Origin of the sequence: Burkholderia sp. GbtcB21 (assembly GCF_019091065.1) — a bacterium.
GTDB lineage: Bacteria > Pseudomonadota > Gammaproteobacteria > Burkholderiales > Burkholderiaceae > Burkholderia > Burkholderia pyrrocinia_C.
Genome location: NZ_JAGXKA010000001.1, coordinates 632,464 through 653,581 on the forward strand (window position 1 = coordinate 632,464; position 21,118 = coordinate 653,581).

20 protein-coding genes are annotated in these 21,118 nt (G+C 66.9%); 15 read left to right on the forward strand and 5 right to left on the reverse strand.

Translation table 11 applies throughout. The features are described from left to right. The first annotated feature begins 182 nt into the window (after positions 1-182). From KVT39_RS02725 to KVT39_RS02740, 4 genes are all read left to right on the forward strand, one after another. Positions 183-1,202 (forward strand): AraC family transcriptional regulator, encoded by a 1,020-nt coding sequence (locus tag KVT39_RS02725; RefSeq protein ID WP_217587701.1) that lies wholly within the window; start codon positions 183-185, stop codon positions 1,200-1,202. 98 nt (positions 1,203-1,300) lie between these two features. After that, positions 1,301-1,864, forward strand: a complete 564-nt coding sequence (locus tag KVT39_RS02730; RefSeq protein ID WP_034180330.1) for a GNAT family N-acetyltransferase — start codon at positions 1,301-1,303, stop codon at positions 1,862-1,864. Between the two features lie 9 nt (positions 1,865-1,873). Further along, a complete protein-coding gene (locus KVT39_RS02735; RefSeq protein ID WP_217587703.1) occupies positions 1,874-2,713 on the forward strand; it encodes a MerR family transcriptional regulator in 840 nt (279 codons plus the stop codon). Between the two features lie 124 nt (positions 2,714-2,837). Continuing rightward, positions 2,838-3,818 carry a sulfonate ABC transporter substrate-binding protein gene (locus tag KVT39_RS02740; RefSeq protein WP_174416934.1) on the forward strand — a complete coding sequence of 327 codons (981 nt, stop codon included), beginning with the start codon at positions 2,838-2,840 and terminating at the stop codon, positions 3,816-3,818. Positions 3,819-4,149: 331 nt separating this feature from the next. Here the strand turns inward: KVT39_RS02740 and KVT39_RS02745 are convergent, their stop codons facing one another. The 3 genes from KVT39_RS02745 to KVT39_RS02755 form a co-directional block, all read right to left on the reverse strand. Next, positions 4,150-4,290 carry a hypothetical protein gene (locus tag KVT39_RS02745; RefSeq protein ID WP_181152276.1) on the reverse strand — a complete coding sequence of 47 codons (141 nt, stop codon included), beginning with the start codon at positions 4,288-4,290 and terminating at the stop codon, positions 4,150-4,152. Between the two features lie 251 nt (positions 4,291-4,541). Beyond that, positions 4,542-4,838 (reverse strand): cupin domain-containing protein, encoded by a 297-nt coding sequence (locus KVT39_RS02750; RefSeq protein ID WP_081938434.1) that lies wholly within the window; start codon positions 4,836-4,838, stop codon positions 4,542-4,544. Between the two features lie 104 nt (positions 4,839-4,942). Further along, a complete protein-coding gene (locus tag KVT39_RS02755) occupies positions 4,943-5,770 on the reverse strand; it encodes an SDR family oxidoreductase (protein ID WP_034180334.1) in 828 nt (275 codons plus the stop codon). A 99-nt stretch (positions 5,771-5,869) separates the two neighbouring features. Between KVT39_RS02755 and KVT39_RS02760 the strand changes: the two genes are divergently transcribed. Next, positions 5,870-6,244 (forward strand): heavy metal-responsive transcriptional regulator, encoded by a 375-nt coding sequence (locus tag KVT39_RS02760; protein ID WP_217587705.1) that lies wholly within the window; start codon positions 5,870-5,872, stop codon positions 6,242-6,244. Between the two features lie 228 nt (positions 6,245-6,472). Here the strand turns inward: KVT39_RS02760 and speB are convergent, their stop codons facing one another. Then, positions 6,473-7,441 carry an agmatinase gene (gene speB / locus KVT39_RS02765; RefSeq protein WP_217587706.1) on the reverse strand — a complete coding sequence of 323 codons (969 nt, stop codon included), beginning with the start codon at positions 7,439-7,441 and terminating at the stop codon, positions 6,473-6,475. 408 nt (positions 7,442-7,849) lie between these two features. Here speB and KVT39_RS02770 point away from each other — a divergent pair, with 408 nt between their 5' ends. The 5 genes from KVT39_RS02770 (at position 7,850) to KVT39_RS02790 (ending at position 13,124) form a co-directional block, all read left to right on the forward strand. Further along, positions 7,850-8,521 carry a lysoplasmalogenase gene (locus KVT39_RS02770; protein WP_175747540.1) on the forward strand — a complete coding sequence of 224 codons (672 nt, stop codon included), beginning with the start codon at positions 7,850-7,852 and terminating at the stop codon, positions 8,519-8,521. 247 nt (positions 8,522-8,768) lie between these two features. After that, the gene (locus tag KVT39_RS02775; RefSeq protein ID WP_175747538.1) at positions 8,769-10,349 is read left to right on the forward strand and encodes an NAD(P)/FAD-dependent oxidoreductase; all 1,581 of its coding nucleotides are present in this window, start codon (positions 8,769-8,771) and stop codon (positions 10,347-10,349) included. 21 nt (positions 10,350-10,370) lie between these two features. Further along, positions 10,371-11,306 (forward strand): SDR family oxidoreductase, encoded by a 936-nt coding sequence (locus KVT39_RS02780; RefSeq protein WP_131949467.1) that lies wholly within the window; start codon positions 10,371-10,373, stop codon positions 11,304-11,306. Further along, complete coding sequence (locus KVT39_RS02785) at positions 11,303-12,208, forward strand: metal-dependent hydrolase (RefSeq protein ID WP_217587707.1); 906 nt, start codon at positions 11,303-11,305, stop codon at positions 12,206-12,208. The genes KVT39_RS02780 and KVT39_RS02785 overlap by 4 nt, the downstream gene beginning before the upstream one ends. A 4-nt stretch (positions 12,209-12,212) precedes the next feature. Then, positions 12,213-13,124 (forward strand): alpha/beta fold hydrolase, encoded by a 912-nt coding sequence (locus tag KVT39_RS02790; RefSeq protein WP_217587708.1) that lies wholly within the window; start codon positions 12,213-12,215, stop codon positions 13,122-13,124. Here KVT39_RS02790 and KVT39_RS02795 read toward each other — a convergent pair. Continuing rightward, entirely contained in the window at positions 13,079-13,639 is a 561-nt protein-coding gene (locus KVT39_RS02795; protein WP_105392474.1) for a putative glycolipid-binding domain-containing protein, read from the reverse strand. The two genes, KVT39_RS02790 and KVT39_RS02795, sit on opposite strands and share 46 nt — an antisense overlap. 266 nt (positions 13,640-13,905) lie before the next feature. Between KVT39_RS02795 and KVT39_RS02800 the strand changes: the two genes are divergently transcribed. The 5 genes from KVT39_RS02800 (at position 13,906) to KVT39_RS02820 (ending at position 21,111) form a co-directional block, all read left to right on the forward strand. After that, positions 13,906-14,799, forward strand: a complete 894-nt coding sequence (locus KVT39_RS02800) for an urea transporter (RefSeq protein WP_217587709.1) — start codon at positions 13,906-13,908, stop codon at positions 14,797-14,799. Beyond that, positions 14,774-15,550 carry a class II aldolase/adducin family protein gene (locus tag KVT39_RS02805; protein ID WP_105392472.1) on the forward strand — a complete coding sequence of 259 codons (777 nt, stop codon included), beginning with the start codon at positions 14,774-14,776 and terminating at the stop codon, positions 15,548-15,550. Before KVT39_RS02800 ends, KVT39_RS02805 begins: the two co-directional genes overlap by 26 nt. A gap of 60 nt (positions 15,551-15,610) precedes the next feature. Next, positions 15,611-15,799 (forward strand): 4-oxalocrotonate tautomerase, encoded by a 189-nt coding sequence (locus KVT39_RS02810; protein ID WP_105392471.1) that lies wholly within the window; start codon positions 15,611-15,613, stop codon positions 15,797-15,799. A 105-nt stretch (positions 15,800-15,904) separates the two neighbouring features. Further along, on the forward strand, positions 15,905-16,126 hold the full coding sequence (locus KVT39_RS02815) for a hypothetical protein (RefSeq protein ID WP_034180346.1): 222 nt from the start codon (positions 15,905-15,907) through the stop codon (positions 16,124-16,126). A 143-nt stretch (positions 16,127-16,269) separates the two neighbouring features. After that, positions 16,270-21,111, forward strand: coding sequence for an NAD-glutamate dehydrogenase (locus tag KVT39_RS02820; RefSeq protein ID WP_217587712.1), 4,842 nt, complete (start codon positions 16,270-16,272; stop codon positions 21,109-21,111). The last annotated feature ends 7 nt before the right edge of the window (positions 21,112-21,118 follow it).

Consider the following 21,118-nt stretch of genomic DNA (forward strand, 5'->3'; position numbering starts at 1 on the left):
ATCCGGATTTTTCCCTGGCGGAAGCGGGACTATCCGATTCTTGCGATACTTTCGACAAGTCTGACGAAGATCAATATCATCCTTTCAGGATATCTCGCTCACAAGAGAAACCGATGTGGCACGACGCGCATCCACGGCCCGCTGGATGCGCTGCACGAAAAACGCCACACAGGAGACGCCCCATGCCCCTCACCCCGAATGCGGAAGTGCTGTCCGCGCTGTATCGGAATTGCGTGTTCCGATCCGGATTGCGCGCGGACGCGCACGAGCAGGTCTCGCTCGAACTGGCCGAGCATGCGCTGCGCTGGAAGCAGGGTGTGCCGGACGCAGCGCTGTTCAAGGGGCAACTGAATCATCTGAGCGTCTACGCGCTGCAGTACGGCGCCGAAGTCGAGGTCGCCCCGCGCCCGTTCGACGGCTTTTCGCTCGTCCACACGTCGCTTGCGGGCGGCGCCGAAATCGAGTGCGACGGGCACGTGATGGGCGTGTCCGAAGGGCGCACCGCCGTGCTGGCGCCGACGTCGCGCGTCCGCCTTCGCTGGCGGTCCGGCACCCGGCAACTGATCGTCAAGGTGCCCGATTCGCTGATGCGCGCGGTCTGCGGCCGCCGGCCCGACGACGCGGCGCCCGGCCTCGCGCCGGGATTCCTGTTGCCGACGGCGCTCGCGTCGCAATGGGATCTGATCGCGCAATCGCTGCTCAACGTGCTCGCCGTCGCCGACGACGGCGGCATCCGGGCCGAATGGCGCGACCATTTCGAACGAAGCCTCGCGCTGTTCCTGCTCGTGCATTGCCCGCCGTCGCCCGCCGCCGCGCATGCCGGCGCGGTGCCGCCAGCGCTCGGCGCGCCGACGCAAGCCGGGTCGCGTGGCGGCATCCGGCAGATGGATGCGCTGCACGAATTCATCCACGCGCGGCTCTGCGCGCCGATCTCGCTCGAAGATCTCGCCAGGGCGGCCGGCGTCAGCCTGCGGACGCTGAACGTGCTGTGCCGGCGCTACCACGGCGCGACCCCGATGGAGCTGCTGCGCAACATCCGGCTGGACGCCGCGCGCGTGCAGTTGCTGACCGACCCGGTGGCCAGCATCACCGATACGGCGCTGACGTTCGGTTTCGGGCACCTCGGCCGCTTTTCCGCGTACTACTTCGCCCGCTTCGACGAGTTGCCGCGCGACACGCAGAAGAAGCGGCCGCCGAACTGAACGCCGCGGCGCCGGGAATGCGGCCGCCGCTTTACGCGCCACGCGATCGCCCGCATAGTCATGGTTTGCCCGCATCCCCGCCCTGTCGCCCCATCACCATGTCTGATACGCCTGCCGTCTGCATCGTCCGCGATTCGACCGAAGCCGATCTCGCCGCCATCCACGCGATCTATGCGCACCACGTCCGCCACGGCGTCGCGTCGTTCGAGGAAACGCCGCCCGACGCCGCCGAGCTGCGCGCGCGCCGCGACGCAGTACTGGGCCACGGGCTGCCGTATCTCGTCGCCGAATGCGACGGCCGCGTGGCCGGCTACGCGTACGCAACGCCGTACCGCACGCGCAGCGCATACCGCTTCACGATCGAGGATTCGATCTACATCGACGATGCGCAGCGCGGGCGCGGGATCGGCCGCGCACTGCTCGCGGCGCTGATCGCGCGCTGCGAGGCCGGCCCGTGGCGGCAGATGATCGCGGTGATCGCCGACGGCGGCACCGGCGGCTCGACGTCGCTGCATCGCGCGCTCGGCTTCGAGCCGGCCGGCACGCTGAAGGCGGTCGGCTTCAAGCACGGCCGCTGGATCGACACGGCGCTGCTGCAGCGCCCGCTCGGAGACGGCGCACGCACGCTCCCCGCCTCGCCCGAGCCTGCCGCGTCGCGCTAGAATGGCCGCATGTCAAAACAGACTCATTCCCCCCACGACGAGGCTGCGGCGGATTCCCGCAACGAGTACACGGTCGACGAACTGGCGCGCGTGTCCGACACGACCGTGCGCAACGTCCGCGCGTACCAGGATCGCGGTTTGCTCGCGCCGCCCGAGAAGCGCGGGCGCGTCGGCATCTACGACGACACGCACGTCGCGCGCCTGAAGCTGATCAACCACCTGCTCGCGCGCGGCTACACGCTGTCGAACATCCAGGACCTGATCAAGGCGATCGACGAAGGCCACGACCTGCGCTCGATCCTCGGCCTCGAAAACGCGATCGGCGGCCGCTGGTCGCATGAACTGCCGAAAACCTATTCGCTCGCCGCGCTTGCGCAGATGTTCGGCCCGCAGGCGACCACGCAGCTTTCGCGCGTGACCGAGCTCGGCCTGCTCGAACGGCACGGCCTGTCGTTCGTCGCGAAGAGCCCCGCGCTGCTCGAGGCGGCGGCCGCGATGACGAAGGAAGGGATCCCGCCGCGCGAACTGCTCGACGTGATCAGCCTCGCGCGGCCGCACTTCGACGCGATCGCGCGGCTGCTCGTCGATCTCGTCGTGAAGCGGCTCGACCGCTACGACGCCGACACGCTGCCGCCGGCCACCGACGTGCCCGAACTGGTCGACGCGATCTGGCGCCTGCGCCCGCTCGCGGCCGTGTTCGTCGAAGGCGAGACGAACCGCGCGCTCGAAACCGCGGCGGGCGCGTATCTCGGCGGCCGCGTCGCGACGATCCTCGACAAGAAGCTCAGCGACGAAGCGGCGCGCCAGTCCGGTACGCCCGATACGCAAGGCGACGACGACAAAGCATAGGGCCGCCGCCGTCATATTCTTATCGGCAATGCTTCGTTTGCGGGCGCAACCGCCCATGCGACGATTCTTCCAACCGAGCGGCACCGGCCGCTCTCCCGAAGACGTTTCGCATGGAGTCCGTTCGATGATTCGTTTCACCCGCTGGATCACCCGCACCGCCGCCGTCACGCTCGTCGCGCTGTCCGCCGCGTCGGCCTTCGCGCAGGGCGGCGCCGACAAGGTCGTGCGCATCGGCTATCAAAAGGCCGGCCTGCTGTCGATCATCAAGGCACAGGGCTCGCTCGAAGCGCGGCTCAAGCCGCTCGGCTATGGCGTGCAATGGTTCGAATTCCCCGCTGGCCCGCAACTGCTCGAAGCGCTGAACGCGAACAGCATCGACTTCGGCTACACGGGCGCGCCGCCGCCCGTGTTCGCGCAGGCAGCGGGCGTGCGCTTCGTGTACGTCGGCGCGGAACCGCCGTCGCCGCACAACGAAGCCGTGTTCGTGAAGGCCGATTCGCCGATCCGCTCGCTCGCCGAGCTGCGCGGCAAGAAGGTCGCGCTGCAGAAAGGCTCGAGCGCGAACTACCTGCTGCTGGAAGCGCTGAAGAAGGCCGGCGTGCGCTACGACGAGATCCGCCCCGTGTACCTGCCGCCCGCCGACGCGCGCGCCGCGTTCGAAAGCGGCAACGTCGATGCGTGGGCCGTCTGGGATCCGTATTACGCGGCTGCGCAGAATTCGCTGAAGATCCGCACGCTGTCCGACTACACGGGCCTCACGCCCGCGAACAACTTCTACGAGGCGACGCGGGATTTCGCGGAACAGCATGCCGACGTGGTCGGCGCGATCCTGAAGCAGGCGCGCGAGACGGGCCTGTGGGTCAACGGGCATCCGGCCGAGACCGCCGCGCTGATCGCGCCGAAGGTCGGGTTGCCGTTGCCGCTCGTCGAAACGTGGATCAAGCGTGTGCCGTTCGGTGCGGTGCCGGTCGACGAGAAGATCGTCGCGGTTCAGCAGGGTGTCGCCGATGCGTTTTATGCGGCGAAGCTGATTCCGCAGAAGCTGAGCGTTGCGGACAACGCGTGGAGCGATAAACGCGTGGCAAGCGCGCTCGCGGCGAAGTAACGCACGGCGCGGCTCAGCGCGCACTTATACGAGAAAGGCCGACTGGCACCCTGCCCGTCGGCCTTTTTTGGTTCTTCCCGAATTTTCGGGGAATGTCGGGCGAACTGTTGGCGTTCGGCCAGAAGAGGACAATCGTTGACGCCGCCGCCCGGACCTTCAAACGTCGGCTATGCACGCAACAAAGGACATCGGCAAGCGTAACGGTATGCGCATGAAGAGCCACGCCTGCGTTGTGGCAAGCGACGCTTCGTTGAAGCCTCGACGGGTGAACTTGCGACAACGTTGTCGGGCATCGATGCGATGCCGACGATTTGCCTGGGCAACTTCATCCTCAGCGCTTTTTTTGCCCTTCCGCAGGACTAAACCGCACGCTGGGCTGGACCGATTTGGAAGGTGACAAAACGGGCGGCGGCTTCTTCTGCTGCTTCGGTTTCTTTGCTTCGCGATTGCTGCGCAACTGACCTTTTGCCATCACACTACTCCAGTGGTATTAGTGCTCGACAGAAAGCTCGAGTACACAAACAGTATGCGCTGATTTCAGCTCGCCGTCGCGAAGCGTGTTCACCGATCTGTCCGTAGCACAGCCCCGTTTTCGACTGACAAAACTATTCCGAGGCAAAAATGCTGGAGCCCGCTGATCCAGTAACTCAGATGGACAGGTGTGGGCCAGAAGCTCTCAGTCGGCTTGGCCGCTTCGAAGCGGCCGTTCGTCTGTGCTTCCTCTCAAGAGCTGCCTTGGCGAATCTCCACCTCGATGAATACCACCTCGCGGTCGGTCGCGTTGACGACGTTATGTTCCACTCCCTTCAACCCGGCGTAACTTTGCCCCGCGCGCAGTTGCGACTCCCGGTTGCCTTGCGCTGTCTCGAGGAGAAGTTCGCCGTCCGTTTGCGGCACCACGACATAGTCATGCCCGTGAACATGCCAGCCGGTCTCGGCGCCAGGTGCAAATCGCCACTCGGTGACTATCACGCGTTCATTGAATACCTGCTGCGTTGGAACTGCCTGCGGACGATCCATGAGCGTTTCCTCGGCGAAGTGGGCAACGAGGTTAGTCGGGTATCCGCCGAAGACGATCTGCGGATCGCAACGTCGAGAGACTACCATCTGAAAACAGCGCAGCCCTAAGCCTTCAGATCTGTTGCCGCGAAATCCGGATCTTCTCTTGGCCGAAGGATTTTTTCAACGAGCCGAGCCGACATCTGGCGGCTCAGTAGTCTCTGCAAGTTCGCCAGCAGTCGATTTCGCGCCCCCACAACCCGATAGCTCAGGTTGCGATCGAGCGCCCACAACGCATCCCGCACCACGTTCGCGACCGGCATCGGCACGCCGACAGCAGCCTCCTTCGCGCCAACAACGTCGAAAAAGGCCGTTTGCGTCGCGCCAGGACATAGCGCGACGACCCGGATGCCCCGATGCCGGTTCTCAGCCCAAACAGCTTCCGAAAATGACAGGAGAAAGGCCTTCGTCGCGCCGTAGACGGCCATATACGGATCGGGCTGGAATGCCGCGGTTGACGCGACGTTGATGACTGCGCCACCGGATCGCGCTTGCATCCCCGGCAGCAGAAGATGAGTCAGCTCGAGCGCGGCGACGCAGTTCACCAGGACTTCATCGCGCTGGCGCGTCAACGGAATCGTTTCAAAGCGCCCGTATGCTGCGAAGCCCGCATTGTTGATCAGCACATCGACGAACGTGCCGGTCTCCTTCAGATGACGATCGATCGTGTCGACGGCGTCGGCCGCGCTCAGGTCGACCGTCAGAAAATCGGCGTCGCACGCATGGTCGCGCCGCAGTTCTGCGGCCAGATCGCGCAGCTTGTCGCGAGAGCGTGCGACCAGCAGGAGTCTCGCACCGCGTTCGGCCAACGCATAGGCAAACGCGCGCCCGATACCCGACGATGCACCGGTGACGAGTGCTGTTTTTCCGCGAAAATCGAAAGATTGACTCATGGCTTGCTGATGGAGTGGAACGGGAGTTGCACTCTAAACCGTTGACTATAGGCAACGGTCAAGCGTAAATGACGCTCCACGACATTGATTGGAGGCAGCATGCGCATCGGCGAGCTATGCAAGCGGACGGGTGTATCGCGCGACACCGTCCGTTACTACGAGCGCTTGGGTCTGCTGGACAAAGCAACACAACCGAACGCGACGAACACTTACAAGCGCTATTCCGAACTTTCGTTACAGCGGATACGGCTGATCGTCCACGCGAAGGCGTTGGGCTTCACGCTGGCGGAAATTGGCGACGTTGTCCATGTATGGGAAAGTCCGACGTTCGGCGTTGACCAAAAGGTCGCGTGCCTGCAAGCAAAACTCGCCGAACTCGACGCGAAGAGTCTCGCGTTGATCACGCTGCGAACAGGGCTGCTGAATGCATTGGCCAAAGTTGGCGGCGATTGTGTCGAAGAAGAAATAGCGTGATGAGTCGCGGCTGCGCAAATGTCATGCTGCATCGAACAGGAACGTCGATGGCCGCGTCAGGTCGGAAAGCGCCATCCACGGAAATCCGCGAAGCGCCTTTTTTGCGTGCCCCACGGCGGGCAATCAGCACACGGCCATCGATCCGGCGAAGTCACGCGTAGCGCATGAAAAAAGCCGGCGGGCACCCTGCCCGTCGGCCTTTCGCATTGCGTGTTCGTGCGCGCCGCCCTACTTCAACGCGCCCGCCACCTTCTTCTGCCGCCACAGACACAGCAAATCGCACGCAACGTGCGCGGCCGCGATCGCCGTGATATCCGCATGATCGTAAGCAGGCGCCACCTCGACAACATCCGCCCCAACCAGATTCACCGCCCCGAGCCCACGCACGATCGCCAGCGCCTGCGCGGACGACAACCCGCCCGCGACCGGCGTGCCCGTGCCGGGCGCGAATGCCGGATCGAGGCAGTCGATATCGAACGTCAGGTACGCGGGCCGCGCGCCGACGATGTCGACGATCCGCTCGACCGCCGCGCGCGAACCATGATCGTGCACCCACGCTGCATCGAGCCGCTCGATCCCGAGAAAATCGTCGTTCCACGTGCGGATACCGACCTGCACCGACGTCGCGGGATCGATCAGCCCTTCCTTCACGGCCTTGTAGAACATCGTGCCGTGATTGAGGCTGTCCGGATCGTCGTCGGCCCACGTATCGCAGTGCGCGTCGAAATGGATCAGCGACAGCGGCTTGCCGTAGCGCTCCGCGTGCGCGACCAGCAACGGATACGTGATGTAGTGGTCGCCGCCGAGCGTCAGCATCTTCGCGCCCGAGCGCAGGATCGTGCGCGCATGCTCGACGATCGCGGGCTTGATCGACAGCGGGTTGTGCGCATCGAACCAGCAGTCGCCGTAGTCGACGGCCGCGAGATCGTCGAACGGATCGAAGCCCCACGGATACGGATTGAGCTCCGCGAGCTGCACGCTCGCCGCGCGGATCGCGGCCGGCCCGAGCCGCGCGCCCGAGCGATAGGTCGTCGCGAGGTCGAGCGGCACGCCGGAAATCGCGACGTCGACGCCGTCGAGCACGCGCGAATAGTTGCGGCGCATGAACGACAGCACGCCCGCATAGGTGTTTTCGATCGAGGAGCCGTACGGCGTCGTGCGACGGATCGCACCGTCGCCGTGGAGAAGTTCGGTCATGGTCGAACCTGTTTTCGTGGGGGCCGGCTCGGCCTCGCGTTGCATGGGCGCGCGGGCCGGGCACGGCGTGGATTCATCGGGCACGCACGGCTTGCGCATCCAGTCGCGCGGCCGTGCGGGACAACGACAACGGCAATACCGCGGCGATCATAGCAAGCCGAACTGGAGCCGTTGCCCCGGTTCAGCAGGGGCAACGCGTTGAAAAAATCCGGCGGCAACGCCCGCGCATCGTCACCCGGCAGCACCGGATCGCGGCGGCGGCGGGCACACACCTGCACGTGCCGTCCCGACTGCGTCCTAGAAGGATTCGCCGGTTTTCGCCCGTCCTTTCTTCCGGATAATGGCCGCAGCCGCGCCCTCGACGGCGCGCCGTCCACCGCAGACAACAACAAACCGGAGACACCCGCCTTGATCGCCACGCTTCCCGCCACCTACCGCCGGCTCTGGCCGCTCGCCATCGCCGCCGCGCTGCTGTACGGGCTGTCGCTCGCCGCCGCGCCCTATCCCGGCCAGGCCGCCACGAAAGCCGCAATGGGCATCCTGCTGCTCGCGGCAGGCAGCACCTGCGGCGCGCCGCGCGAACGCGCGTGGCTGTGTGCAGCGCTCGCGACGGCCGTGCTCGGCGACGTGCTGCTCGCGCTGCCCGACTGGCCGCTGTCGTTCGTCCTCGGCCTCGGCGCGTTCCTGCTCACGCATCTGTGCTATTGCGCGATCTTCATGCGCTGGCGCGCGCGGCCGCACGGCTGGCGCATCGTCGCGCTGGTCGGGCTGTGGATTGCCGCGCCGGCGTTCTACCTCGCCTTCCTGCCGCACCTCGGCGAGCTGCTGGCGCCGGTCGCCGTCTACATGCTCGTGCTGTGCGCGATGGCGAGCTTCGCGCTCGCCGCCCGCACGCATGGCGCGCTGGTGGCCGTCGGCAGCCTGACCTTCGTCGGCTCCGATACGCTGATCGGCGTCGGCCGGTTCCTCGGCGGTTTTCCGGGCATCGATTACCTGATCTGGGGCCTCTACGCGCTCGCGCAGGTCACGATCGTGGCCGGGGTTTTCCATGAGACGGCCGCCGGATCGATCCGCCCCTGATTCCGTTTCAAACAGACCGCCGCACGCCGGCGGTCTCGTCTCCGCCCCGCTCCGCCCGTGTCGACGAGCCTTTCCGCGTATCCCGCATTGCGGAAAGTGCGCTGTTCCAAACCCCGCTCAGCCTTTTCCCGCCTGGTTTCCGGCCCTTAGAGCGCGGCTTCTAGCCTCTTGCGGTTTCCGGGCTCACCCTCTATCGTTACATCAACCAATGTAACATTAAAAAATGAGCCAAATCGGAGACACCCGGATGAATGCTCGCACGTTGCCTTTCGGTCCGCCCGGCCACGACGGCCTGGACGAATCCATCGACATCGCCATCATCGGCACCGGCTTCGCCGGTCTCGGGATGGCGATCCGCCTGCGGCAGACAGGCGTGACCGACTTCGTCGTCCTCGAGAAGGCCGCGTCGGTCGGCGGCACGTGGCGCGACAATCATTACCCCGGGTGTGCATGCGACGTGCAATCGCACGTCTATTCGTTCTCGTTCGCGCCGAACCCGCGCTGGACGCGCATGTTCGCGCCGCAGCCGGAAATCCGCGCGTATCTGGAAGACTGCGTGCAGCGCTTCGGGATCGGCCCGCACCTGCGCCTGAACCACGAGCTGCAGCGCGCCGAATACGACGAGGCCGCGCAGCGCTGGCGCCTCACGTTCGCGAACGGCAAGCGGCTGTCCGCGCGCGTGCTGGTGTCGGGGATGGGTGGCCTGTCGCGCGCCGCGCTGCCGGCGATTCCCGGCGTCGAGAATTTCAAGGGCCGCGCGTTCCATTCGCAGCAGTGGGATCACGATTACGCGCTCGAGGGCAAGCGCGTCGCGGTGATCGGCACCGGCGCGAGCGCGATCCAGTTCGTGCCGCAGATCGCGCCGCGCGTGAAGGAACTCGCGCTGTTCCAGCGCACGCCGCCGTGGATCATGCCGAAGCCCGACCGCAACCTGACCGGGTTCGAGAAATGGCTGTTCCGCACGCTGCCGTTCACGCAGAAAGTGGTGCGCAGCGGCATCTACTGGATGCTCGAATCGCGCGTGCTCGGCTTCGCGATCCATCCGTCGCTGATGAAGAACGTGCAGAAGCTCGCACTGCGCCACATCCGCAAGCAGATTTCCGATCCGGAACTGCGCAAGACCGTCACGCCGAACTACACGCTCGGCTGCAAGCGCGTGCTGATCTCGAACGACTACTACCCGGCGCTGTCGCGCAAGAACGTCGACGTGATCACGACCGGCATCGACCACATCGAGGCCGACGCGGTCGTGACGACCGACGGCCGCCGCCATGAAGTCGACTGCCTGATCTACGGCACCGGCTTCCAGGTCGCCGATCCGTATCCGCGCGGCGCGATCGTCGGCCGCGGCGGCCTCGACATCGTCGACGCATGGCGCGACGGCGCGCACGCGTATCTCGGCTCGACGCTGCCCGGCTACCCGAACTTCTTCATGATCGTCGGCCCGAACACGGGCCTCGGCCACAACTCGATGGTGTTCATGATCGAGTCGCAGATCGAATACATCCTCGGCGCGCTGCAGGCGATGCGCCGCGAGCGCGCGGATGCGATCGAGGTGCGCCCGCTCGTCGAGGCGCAGTTCAACAGCGACCTGCAGGGCAAGCTGAAGAAGGCGATCTGGTCGACGGGCGGCTGCAAGAGCTGGTATCTCGACCCGCGCACGGGCAAGAACACGACGCTGTGGCCGGGCTTCACGTGGCGCTTCCGCCAGGCGACCGCGCGCTTCTCGATCGCCGATTACCACGCGTATCGCGCACCGCACGACACGATCGCGCGGCCGGTCGCCGCGCCCGCCGCTTCCGCATCCACTTCCGCCGAAGCGGCCTGAGCCAGACAAGGAGCCAACGACATGAGAGATTTCGCCAACAAGGTCGCCGCGATCACGGGTGCCGGCTCGGGCATGGGCCGCTCGCTCGCGATCCAGCTCGCGCAGGCCGGCTGCCATGTGTCGCTCGCCGACAAGAACGGCGTCGGCCTCGCGGAAACCGAACGGATCGTCCGCGCGATCGCGCCGAACGTGCGTGTGTCGACACGCGTGCTCGACGTCGGCGAGCGCGACGCGATGTTCGCGTGGGCCGACGACACCGCGAAGGAACACGGCAAGGTCAACCTGATCTTCAACAACGCGGGCGTCGCGCTGTCGAGCACGATCGAAGGGATGGACTACAGCGATCTCGAGTGGATCGTGAACATCAACTTCTGGGGCGTCGTGCACGGCACGAAAGCGTTCCTGCCGCACCTGAAGGCATCGGGCGACGGCCACGTGATCAACACGTCGAGCCTGTTCGGGATCTTCGCGCAACCTGGGATGAGCGGCTACAACGCAACCAAGTTCGCGGTGCGCGGCTTCACCGAATCGCTGCGCCAGGAGCTCGACATGATGAAGTGCGGCGTGTCGGCGACCTGCGTGCATCCGGGCGGCATCCGCACGAACATCGCGCAGGCCAGCCGCGTGTCGAAGAACATGGTCGGCTTCATGGTCGCGAGCGAGCAGCAAGGCCGGGACACGTTCGAGAAGTTCTTCATCACGACCGCCGACGACGCCGCGCGCACGATCCTCGCCGGCGTGCGCCGCAACAAGCGCCGTGTGCTGATCGGCCGCGATGCGAAGGCCGGCGACTGGATGGCGCGCATCCTGCCGTCCGCGTACCAGGCGCTCGTCGTGCTCGCGACGCGCCGCGAGGCCGCGAGAGCCCGCCGCGACGCCGCCCGCGGCGCGCCGGCGCCCGCACCGCTGCACGCAACCTACAACAACGCAGGTAATCAGGGAGGAGAACAATCATGACGACCCCGAACATGATGCCCGTGCGGCGCGACATCCGTTTCGCGCTGCCGCCCGAACGCGCGAAGGACTGGCACGTGCAGGGCGTACCGGTCACGCACTTCATGAACGCGCTGTCGCTGCTGTTCCCGGCCGGCGAACGCTTCTTCATGGATTCGGTGCGCAACTACCGCGACCGGATCGAGGATCCCGAGCTGAAGAAGCAGGTGCTCGGCTTCATCGGTCAGGAAGCGATGCACACGCGCGAGCACATCGAATACAACGACCTGCTGCAGGCGTCGGGCCTGCCCGCGCACAAGCTCGACAAGCGCCTGTGGACGATCCTCGGCTGGTTCAAGAAGGTACTGCCGCATTCGATGCAGCTCGCGATCACGATCGCGCTCGAGCACTACACGGCGATCCTCGCGAACCAGCTGCTGTCGGGACACGAGCACCGCATCGACGGCTCGGTCGAAGGCTACCAGCAGATGTGGATGTGGCATGCGATGGAGGAAACCGAGCACAAGGCTGTGTCGTACGACGTATGGACCACCGTGATGAAGCCGGGCCTCGGCAGCTACCTGCTGCGCACGGGCACGATGCTGACGACGACCGTGTTCTTCTGGACGATCGTGTTCGACTTCCACGTGCGCCTGATGCGCGCGCACCGTCGCGAACACGGCAAGTTCGGCGGCATGTGGCGCCTCGTGAAGTACCTGTACGGCCCGAAGCACGGCGTGTTCCCGAGCATCGCGCGCGAATGGCTCGACTACTTCCGCCCGGGCTTCCACCCGTGGGACCACGACAACCACCAGTACCTGCAGGGGCTCGACACGCTGCTCGAGAACATCGACGCGACCAACGCGCGCTACGCGGCGCAGGCCGCCCCGCGCCGCGTGCCGCTGCACCCGGTTCCTCAGGCATGACGCGATGGCGCGCGCTCACGAGATGCTGACCGTCCAGTCCGGCGACGTGAAACTCGCCGTCTACGTAAGCGGATCGCGTCGCGCGCCGCCGCTGATCCTCGTGCACGGCTACCCCGATTCGGCGGCCGTGTGGGCGCCGATCCGCGCACGGCTCGCGAAGCGCTACCGCGTGATCGCGTACGACGTGCGCGGCGCCGGCGCGTCCGATGCGCCGCGCCGCCGTGCCGACTACACGCTCGCGCGGCTCGCCGACGACCTGAAGGCGGTGGCCGACGCGACCTGCGGCGGCCGGCCGTTCCATCTCGTCGGCCACGACTGGGGCTCGATCCAGTGCTGGGAGGCCGTGACCGACCCCGCGTTCCGCGGCCGGATCGCGTCGTACACGTCGATCTCGGGCCCGTGCCTCGACCACGTGTTCCGCACGAAGCTGCGGCTCAAGCAGAGCCTGAAATCGTGGTACATCGCGTTCTTCCACCTGCCGCTCGTGCCGTCGCTGGTGTGGCGGCTCGGCGGCGCGGCGCTGTGGCCGCGCTGGCTGCAGCTCACCGAACGCGTGCGCGCCGAGCGCGATCCCGTGCAACTGAAGAATGCGCTGAACGGCCTGCAGCTTTACCGTGCGAACTTCCTCGCACGGGCACGCAAGCCGCGCGAACGGTATGCGCAGGCGCCGGTGCAGATCCTGGTGCCCGTGCGCGACCGCTACGTGACGCCCGAGATGTCGGTCGATCTCGATCGCTGGCTCGGCGACCACGTGCGCGAGGAGATCGACGGCACGCACTGGATCGTGCTGCGTCACCCGGACATGATCGCGTCGCGGATCGACCGCTTCGCGTCCGCGCAGGAGCGGCCGGCGATCACGAATGCCGCGGTTCAGCGCCCCGCCGGCGCCGGTAGGCGCCTGAACAGCGTCTCGTAGTCGACGACGAGCCCGTCGTCGTCGATGTCCATCTCGGCCGTGAAATTCCGGAAGATGCCTTCGTAGCGGTAGCGCCGGCCCGGCTCGATGCACGCGTAGGCCTGCTTGACCGGCGTGACCTTCAGGTCCGGCGTCGAGATGTACGCGACGTCGATCGGCCGCCGCTCGCCGCGCGCGAGCCCGAGGCGGCCGATCGGCAGCGAATTCGTGAACGGCGTCGCCGCGATGTCGATGTCGATGCAGCCGTCGAGCTCGTGCAGCGCGCGGCCCGCGCCGTCGTGCCAGTGGCCTGCGCCGTCGCCGCGCAGTTCGAGCGTGCCGCCGCCCATCACCTTGAGCACCGCATACGTCACGCGCCAGTGCGAATCGCACTCGACGCGATACGCGAGCCCGTATGCGCGACCGTACCGCTGGCCGACCACCGCGCTTTCGACGACGATCCCGCCGCCGCTCCGGTCGAACGTCAGATGTTCGACCCCGTCGCCTTCGAGCGACGCCCAACGCACTTCGCGCATCGTTCCGCCTCCCGGTTTACTCAATACGGGGGATCGTCGCACAAATTCCCGAACGAAGACGTCAACAAACGCGTACTTGCGTGGAAAGGCTAGCGATTGCCCAAATTCGCTACCGAAACCGACAAATCGCCCAAAAACGTTAACGCAGGCCGGCTGGCACGCCCCAATTCCGAGCATCAACCACAAATCCTGACTATCCAGGATTCCCTATTCCGGTGCATGGAATTGTGTCCTATGCTCGCGGCTCGTCCTGTCCCGCCGCCACCATGCCTACCGCCCGCTCCGCCTCGCCGTCGATCGACCTGCGCATCCTGCTGCGCGGCATCGGGCAGATCGTGCTGCAGGCGAATGCATTCACCGGCGCGCTGCTGCTCGCCGCGCTGGCGCTGACCGACGTGCGGCTCGCGTGCGCAGCGCTGGTCGGCTCGGCCGCCGCGAGCATGACCGCCGTGCTGACGGGCGCCGAGCGACGCGACGTCGAACTGGGGCGGCACGGCTTCAACGGCGCGCTCGCCGCGCTGATCGCCGTGCTGTTCGCGCCCCATCCGCTCGCCGCGCTCGCGCTGGTGCCGCTGGTCGCAATCGGTGCGGCGCTCGTGCAACGCGCGATGCGCGCGCCGCTGGCCCGCTGGCGCCAGTGTCCGTATTCGAGCCCGTGCCTCGCCGTTACCGCGCTGTGGATGTCGTTTGTTGCGCCGCCACATGCGAGCGGCGCAACGGCTGGCGCAACCCTGACGCTGTCTTCCATCGCCGACGCGCTGCTCTCGGGTATCGCGCAGACCACCTTCGCGCAAGGCGCGTGGGCCGGCGCACTGATCGTCGCAGGCATCGCCGCCGCGTCGCGCCGCGCGGCCGCGTTCGCGCTCGGCGGCGCCATCGTGTCGGCCGTGCTGCTGCTCGCGCTCGGCGCGAACGGCACGTCGTTCGCCGACGGCCTGCTCGGCTTCAACGGCGCGCTCGCCGCGCTCGCGTTGGCGCCGCGCGGCCCGCGCGCGGCATTCGCGGCGGCCGCCCTCGCCGCACTGATCCAGTGGCTCGCGACATGCGCGGGCATCCCCGCGTTCACGGCCCCGTTCGTGCTCGCGTCGTGGGTCACGGTGGCCGTCGCGCGCCGCTTCACCCTCGGAGAACACGATGTCGTCATTCGCACACCGTCCTGATGCCGTGAAACCCGGCGCCCCGATCTCGGACGCCGAACGCCGGCTGCGCGTCGATCTCGCCGCCGCGTATCGGCTCGTCGCGCTGAACGGCTGGGACGACCTGATCTACACGCACCTTTCCGCGACCGTGCCCGGCGAGCCCGGCCATTTCCTGATCAACCCGTTCGGCCTCGCGTTCGACGAGGTCCGCGCATCGAACCTCGTGAAGATCGACCTGGCCGGCAACCGGATCGGCGACAGCGAACACGCGGTCAACGTGACGGGCTTCGCGCTGCATGCGGCCGTGCATGCCGCGCGCGCCGACGCGGTGTGCGTGATGCATCTGCACAATACGGCCGGCATTGCCGTGTCGATCCAGCGCGACGGGCTGTTGCCCGCATCGCAGCACGCACTGCGCTTTCATGGCGACCTCGCGTACCACGACTACGAGGCGCTCGCGTTCTCGCCGGCCGAAGGCGCGCGGCTTACTTCAAGCCTCGGCGCGAAATCCGCGATGCTGCTGCGCAATCACGGCACGCTGACGGTCGGCCGCACCGTTGGCGAAGCCTATGTGCTGATGGATACGCTGATCAAGGCGTGCGACATCCAGATCCGCGCACAGGCAGGCGGCGGGCCGCTCGTGCTGCCCGACCCGGCCGTCGCCGATCGCACCGCCGAACAACTGCGCGACGGCGGCGCGATCGAAGGCGAACTGGAATGGCCGGCGCTGCTGCGCCGGCTCGACCGGATCGATCCTTCGTATCGCGACTGACGCCGCAACCATGGCCGCCACCCGCGGCCGAATCGTTCAAACCCAACCGGAGCACCTGTCATGCCGACTTTCAATATCCAGTTGTTCGAAGGCCGCACCGTCGAACAGAAGCGCGAATTCGTCGAAGCAATCACGCGCGTCACATGCGAGACGCTCGGCTGCGCGCCGGGCTCGGTCGACATCATCCTGACCGACGTGAAGAAGGAGAACTGGGCGACGGCGGGGAAGCTGTGGAGCGACGAGGGCTGACAAACGCCGCCTCCGCCCCGGCGGAACCTGCCGGGCAATATGCGCTCGAACTGCGGTGACACCCGAACGAACGCGCCGCACGACACGGCACTCGATGGAGACCGCATGATCGAAGACAAGCACATCGCCACGACGCTCAACGAAATGATCCTGTCGATGGGCGCGAAACTGGATCAGTCGCTCCATCAGGTCAAAGAGACGTGCACCGAGCACGAATTCGTCGCCTACCGCGAATTCGTGTCGCAAGTGCTGACCACGATGCTGGCCGACTTCATGAATCCGCTGTACGCAAGGCATCCCGACCTGAAGCCGCCGGAACTGACCTGACCCGCCTCTGCAGCGCCCTGCAACGGGCGCTGCCCGCGGCCTCCTCCCGCCCCTCCCGTTGTGCGCCCGCACATCGCTTTGTCACGCAATCGGCGCATAATGCCGGACAGACGCAGCAGCCAATGGCCACCCGGGAGACCGCCATGGAAGCGAAGAACGAGGAAGTCGTCGCACACCTGCTCTCCGACGTCGTCGAATTCGCGCGCGAGCGCCTGCCCGAAGCCACATTTCGGATCGTCGAACCCTTCCTGCATCATTACTACGATTTCGTCGACGCCGACGATCTCCAGGACCGCAGCATCGCCGACCTGTACGGCGCCGCGATGGCGCACTGGCAGACCGCCCAGAAATACGTGCCCGGCAGCGAACGGCTGCGCGTATACAACCCGATCCTCGAACAGCACGGCTGGCATTCCGACCACACGGTGATCGAGATCGTCAACGACGACATGCCGTTCCTCGTCGACTCGGTGACGATGGCCGTCAACCGCCTCGGGCTCGCGCTGCATTCGGCGCTGCATCCCGTGTTCCGCCTCTGGCGCGGCGCCAACGGCGGCATCGAGCGCGTCGACGCGGGCGGCGCAACACCCGGCGACGGCCAGTCGCAACTCGCGTCGTTCATCCATTTCGAAGTCGATCGCTGCGGCGACGCCGCGCTGCTCGACACGCTGCGCGAGGACATCGCGCGCGTGCTCGGCGACGTGCGCGCGTCGGTCGAGGACTGGCCGAAGATCGTCGACATCGCGCGCGCGACGATCAAGGAGATGAAGACGCGCGAATCGACCGCGGAAGACATCGAGGCGCGCGCGTTCCTCGAATGGATGGCCGCCGATCACTTCACGTTCCTCGGCCACCGCGACTACGCGCTGGTGTCGGACGGCACCGGCTTCGGCCTGCGCGGCATCGAGGGCACGGGCCTCGGCATCCTGCGCGAATCGCTGCGCACGTCGGGCGCGTCAGACGTGACGCCGCTGCCGAAGGCCGCCGCCGACATCATCACCGGCTCCTGGCCGATCTTCCTGACCAAGGCGAATTCGCGCGCGACCGTGCACCGGCCCGGCTATCTCGACTACGTGGGCGTCAAGCTCGTCGGCGCCGACGGCAAGATCACCGGCGAACGCCGCTTCATCGGGCTCTACACGTCGACCTCCTATTTCGGTTCGTATACCGAGATCCCGATCGTGCGCCGCAAGTGCGCGAACATCGTGCGGCGCGCGGGCTTCCTGCCGAAGGGGCATCTCGGCAAGACGCTCGTGACGGTGCTCGAAACCTACCCGCGCGACGAACTGTTCCAGGCCGACGAAGACCAGCTCTACGACATCGCGCTCGGCATCCTGCGGCTCCAGGAACATCAGCGCACGCGCCTGTTCGTGCGCCGCGACCGGTTCGACCGCTTCGTGTCGTGTCTCGTGTTCGTGCCGCGCGACAAGTACAACACCGACCTGCGCCGACGCATCGCGAAGCTGCTCGTCGACGCGTACAACGGCGTGAACGTCGAATTCACGCCGCTGCTGTCGGAATCGGCGATCGCGCGCATTCATTTCGTCGTGCACGCGGAGCCGGGCACGATGCCCGACGTCGATACGCGCGAGCTCGAGACGCGGCTCGTGCAGGTGGCGCGCCGCTGGCAGGACGATCTCGCCGACGCGCTGCTCGACGCATTCGGCGAAGAGCAAGGCAACCGCCTGCTGCAACGCTATGCAGACTCGTTCCCGGCCGGCTATCGCGACGACTATCCGGCGCGCACGGCCGTGCGCGACATCGAGCTGATCGAGCGCGTGAAGGATTCGGGCCAGCTCGCGATGAACCTGTACCGGCCGATCGAGGCCGGGCCGCGCGCGTTCCGCTTCAAGGTCTATCGCACGGGCGACCCGATCGCGCTGTCGCGCAGCCTGCCGATGCTCGAGCATCTCGGCGTGCGCGTCGACGAGGAGCGGCCGTACCGGATCCAGACGCCGGACGCCGCGCACGCATGGGTGCACGACTTCGGGCTCGAACTCGCCGACGATACCGAGTTCGACATCGAGCGCGTAAAAGGCTTGTTCGAGGATGCGTTCGACCGGATCTGGAGCGGCCGGATCGAGAACGACGATTTCAACCGCCTCGTGCTGCGCGCGCACCTGAGCGCGCGCGAAGTGACGATCCTGCGCGCGTATGCGAAATACCTGCGGCAGGTCGGCTCGACGTTCAGCGACGCGTATATCGAACGCGCGCTGACCGGCAATCCGGCGATCGCGCGCCAGTTCGTCGAGCTGTTCCTGCTGCGCTTCGACCCGCGCACCGGCGACACGCGCGACGTGCAGGCCGAACGGCTGCTGAAGGCGATCGAAGGTGCACTCGACCAGGTGCCCAACCTCGACGAGGACCGCATCCTGCGCCAGTTCCTCGGCGTGATCAACGCGACCGAGCGCACCAACTACTTCCTGCTCGACGCGAACGGCGAATCGAAACCCTACCTGTCGTTCAAGTTCAATCCGGCAAAAGTGCCGGGCCTGCCCGAACCGAAGCCGATGTTCGAGATCTGGGTGTATTCGCCGCGCGTCGAAGGCGTGCACCTGCGCGGCGGCCGCGTCGCGCGCGGCGGGCTGCGCTGGTCGGATCGCCGCGAGGATTTCCGTACCGAGGTGCTCGGGCTGATGAAGGCGCAGATGGTGAAGAACGTCGTGATCGTGCCGGTCGGCTCGAAAGGCGGCTTCGTCGTGAAGAACCCGCCGCCGCAGAGCGATCGCGAAGCGTGGATGCGCGAAGGCATCGCGTGCTACCAGACGTTCCTGCGCGGCCTGCTCGACCTGACCGACAACCTGGTCGGCAACGCGATCGTGCCGCCGCCCGACGTCGTGCGACACGACCCCGACGATCCGTATCTGGTCGTCGCCGCCGACAAGGGCACGGCCACCTTCTCCGACTACGCGAACGCGATCTCGCACGAATACGGCTTCTGGCTCGACGATGCGTTCGCGTCCGGCGGCTCGGTCGGCTACGACCACAAGAAGATGGCGATCACCGCGCGCGGCGCGTGGGAATCGGTGAAGCGGCACTTCCGCGAGATGGGCGTCGATACGCAGACGACCGACTTCACGGTAGTCGGCGTCGGCGACATGTCGGGCGACGTGTTCGGCAACGGAATGCTGCTGTCGCCGCATATCCGGCTCGTCGCCGCGTTCGATCACCGGCACGTATTCCTCGACCCGAACCCCGATCCGGCGGTCAGCTTCGCGGAGCGCCAGCGCATGTTCGCGCTCGAACGGTCGAGCTGGGCCGACTACGACCCGGCCGCGATTTCGGCGGGCGGCGGCGTCTATCCGCGCACCGCGAAGACGATCCCGCTGTCGCCGGCCGTGCAGGCCGCGCTCGGCATCGACGCGCACGCGCTGCCGCCGACCGAGCTGATCCGCGCGATCCTGCAGGCGCCGGTCGATCTGCTGTACAACGGCGGCATCGGCACCTACGTGAAGGCCGCGCGCGAAACCCACCTGCAGGTCGGCGACCGCGCGAACGACGCGGTGCGCGTGAACGGCGCGGACCTGCGCTGCAAGGTGGTCGGCGAAGGCGGCAACCTCGGCTGCACGCAGTTCGGCCGCATCGAGTTCGCGCAGCGCGGCGGCCGCATCAACACCGATGCGATCGACAACTCGGCCGGCGTCGATTGTTCGGATCACGAAGTCAACATCAAGATCCTGCTCGGGCTCGTCGTCTCCGACGGCGAGATGACCGGGAAGCAGCGCAACGCGCTGCTCGCGGAGATGACCGACGAAGTCGGGCTGCTCGTGCTGCGCGACAACTACTACCAGACGCAGGCGCTGTCGATCGCGGGCCGCTACGGCGTCGAGCAGCTCGACGCCGAGGCGCGCCTGATGCGCTGGCTCGAACGCGCGGGCCGCCTGAACCGCGTGATCGAATTCCTGCCGACCGACGACGAAGTCGCCGAACGGCAAGCCGCGAAGCTCGGCCTCACGTCGCCGGAGCGCGCGGTGCTGCTCGCGTACAGCAAGATGTGGCTCTACGACGCGCTGCTCGAATCCGACGTACCCGAGGACCCGCTCGTCGCCGCGATGCTCGTCGACTACTTCCCGACGCCGCTGCAGCAACGCTTCAGCGAGCCGATGCATCGCCATCCGCTGCGCCGCGAGATTCTCGCGACACATCTGACCAATGCGCTCGTCAATCGCGTCGGCTGCGCGTTCGTGCATCGGCTGATGGAGGAAACCGACGCGAAGCCCGGCGACATCGTGCGTGCGTGCATCATGGCGCGCGACGTGTTCGACCTCGATGCGGTGTGGCGCGACATCGACGCGCTCGACAACCGCGTCGCCGACGACGTGCAGGCGCGCATGTTCGTCGACGTCGCGCGGCTGCTGGAGCGCGCAGCGCTGTGGTTCCTGCGTCATCTGCAGTCCGGCGCGGTGGCCGACGGCGGCGTTGCCGAGCTGATCGCGCGATGCCGCGACGCGGCGCAGCGGCTCGCGCCGCAACTGCCGTCGCTGCTGCCGGCCGACGCGCTCGAAGCGCTGTCCGAGCGGCAGCGCGTGCTGGTCGAAGCCGGCGTCGACAGCGTGCTCGCGGTACGCGTCGCGAGCGGCGACATCTCGGCCGCGCTGCTCGACATCGCCGAAGTGGCCGCGACCTGCAACCGCAGCCTCGAACTCGTCGCGGGCGTCTATTTCTCGCTCGGCACGCTGCTCAATTACGGATGGATCGGCGAACGCGCGGCGACGCTGCCGACGCCCACGCACTGGGACATGCTCGCACGCGCGGCCGCGCTAGCGGAAGTCGCGCGGCTGAAGCGCACGCTCGCGACGAGCGCGCTCGCTGAATCGCCGGATTCGACCACGCCGGAGACGATCGTCGGCGCGTGGCGCGAGCGCCGCGACGCCGCGCTCGCGCGCTACGAGCACCTGCTCGCGGACTTGCGCGCGTCGGGCGGCGCCAGCCTCGCGGTGCTGCTCGTGATCGTGCGGGAGATGGCCGTGCTCGAACGCGCGTAACGGTTCG

Excerpts from the sequence above, each read along its gene's own strand:
- KVT39_RS02725 (WP_217587701.1), top strand. The coding sequence starts at position 183 with ATGCCCCTCACCCCGAATGCGGAAGTGCTGTCCGCGCTGTATCGGAAT.
- KVT39_RS02730 (WP_034180330.1), top strand. The coding sequence starts at position 1,301 with ATGTCTGATACGCCTGCCGTCTGCATCGTCCGCGATTCGACCGAAGCC.
- KVT39_RS02735 (WP_217587703.1), top strand. The coding sequence starts at position 1,874 with ATGTCAAAACAGACTCATTCCCCCCACGACGAGGCTGCGGCGGATTCC.
- KVT39_RS02740 (WP_174416934.1), top strand. The coding sequence starts at position 2,838 with ATGATTCGTTTCACCCGCTGGATCACCCGCACCGCCGCCGTCACGCTC.
- KVT39_RS02745 (WP_181152276.1), bottom strand. The coding sequence starts at position 4,290 with ATGGCAAAAGGTCAGTTGCGCAGCAATCGCGAAGCAAAGAAACCGAAG.
- KVT39_RS02750 (WP_081938434.1), bottom strand. The coding sequence starts at position 4,838 with ATGGATCGTCCGCAGGCAGTTCCAACGCAGCAGGTATTCAATGAACGC.
- KVT39_RS02755 (WP_034180334.1), bottom strand. The coding sequence starts at position 5,770 with ATGAGTCAATCTTTCGATTTTCGCGGAAAAACAGCACTCGTCACCGGT.
- KVT39_RS02760 (WP_217587705.1), top strand. The coding sequence starts at position 5,870 with ATGCGCATCGGCGAGCTATGCAAGCGGACGGGTGTATCGCGCGACACC.
- speB (WP_217587706.1), bottom strand. The coding sequence starts at position 7,441 with ATGACCGAACTTCTCCACGGCGACGGTGCGATCCGTCGCACGACGCCG.
- KVT39_RS02775 (WP_175747538.1), top strand. The coding sequence starts at position 8,769 with ATGAATGCTCGCACGTTGCCTTTCGGTCCGCCCGGCCACGACGGCCTG.
- KVT39_RS02780 (WP_131949467.1), top strand. The coding sequence starts at position 10,371 with ATGAGAGATTTCGCCAACAAGGTCGCCGCGATCACGGGTGCCGGCTCG.
- KVT39_RS02785 (WP_217587707.1), top strand. The coding sequence starts at position 11,303 with ATGACGACCCCGAACATGATGCCCGTGCGGCGCGACATCCGTTTCGCG.
- KVT39_RS02790 (WP_217587708.1), top strand. The coding sequence starts at position 12,213 with ATGGCGCGCGCTCACGAGATGCTGACCGTCCAGTCCGGCGACGTGAAA.
- KVT39_RS02795 (WP_105392474.1), bottom strand. The coding sequence starts at position 13,639 with ATGCGCGAAGTGCGTTGGGCGTCGCTCGAAGGCGACGGGGTCGAACAT.
- KVT39_RS02800 (WP_217587709.1), top strand. The coding sequence starts at position 13,906 with ATGCCTACCGCCCGCTCCGCCTCGCCGTCGATCGACCTGCGCATCCTG.
- KVT39_RS02805 (WP_105392472.1), top strand. The coding sequence starts at position 14,774 with ATGTCGTCATTCGCACACCGTCCTGATGCCGTGAAACCCGGCGCCCCG.
- KVT39_RS02810 (WP_105392471.1), top strand. The coding sequence starts at position 15,611 with ATGCCGACTTTCAATATCCAGTTGTTCGAAGGCCGCACCGTCGAACAG.
- KVT39_RS02815 (WP_034180346.1), top strand. The coding sequence starts at position 15,905 with ATGATCGAAGACAAGCACATCGCCACGACGCTCAACGAAATGATCCTG.
- KVT39_RS02820 (WP_217587712.1), top strand. The coding sequence starts at position 16,270 with ATGGAAGCGAAGAACGAGGAAGTCGTCGCACACCTGCTCTCCGACGTC.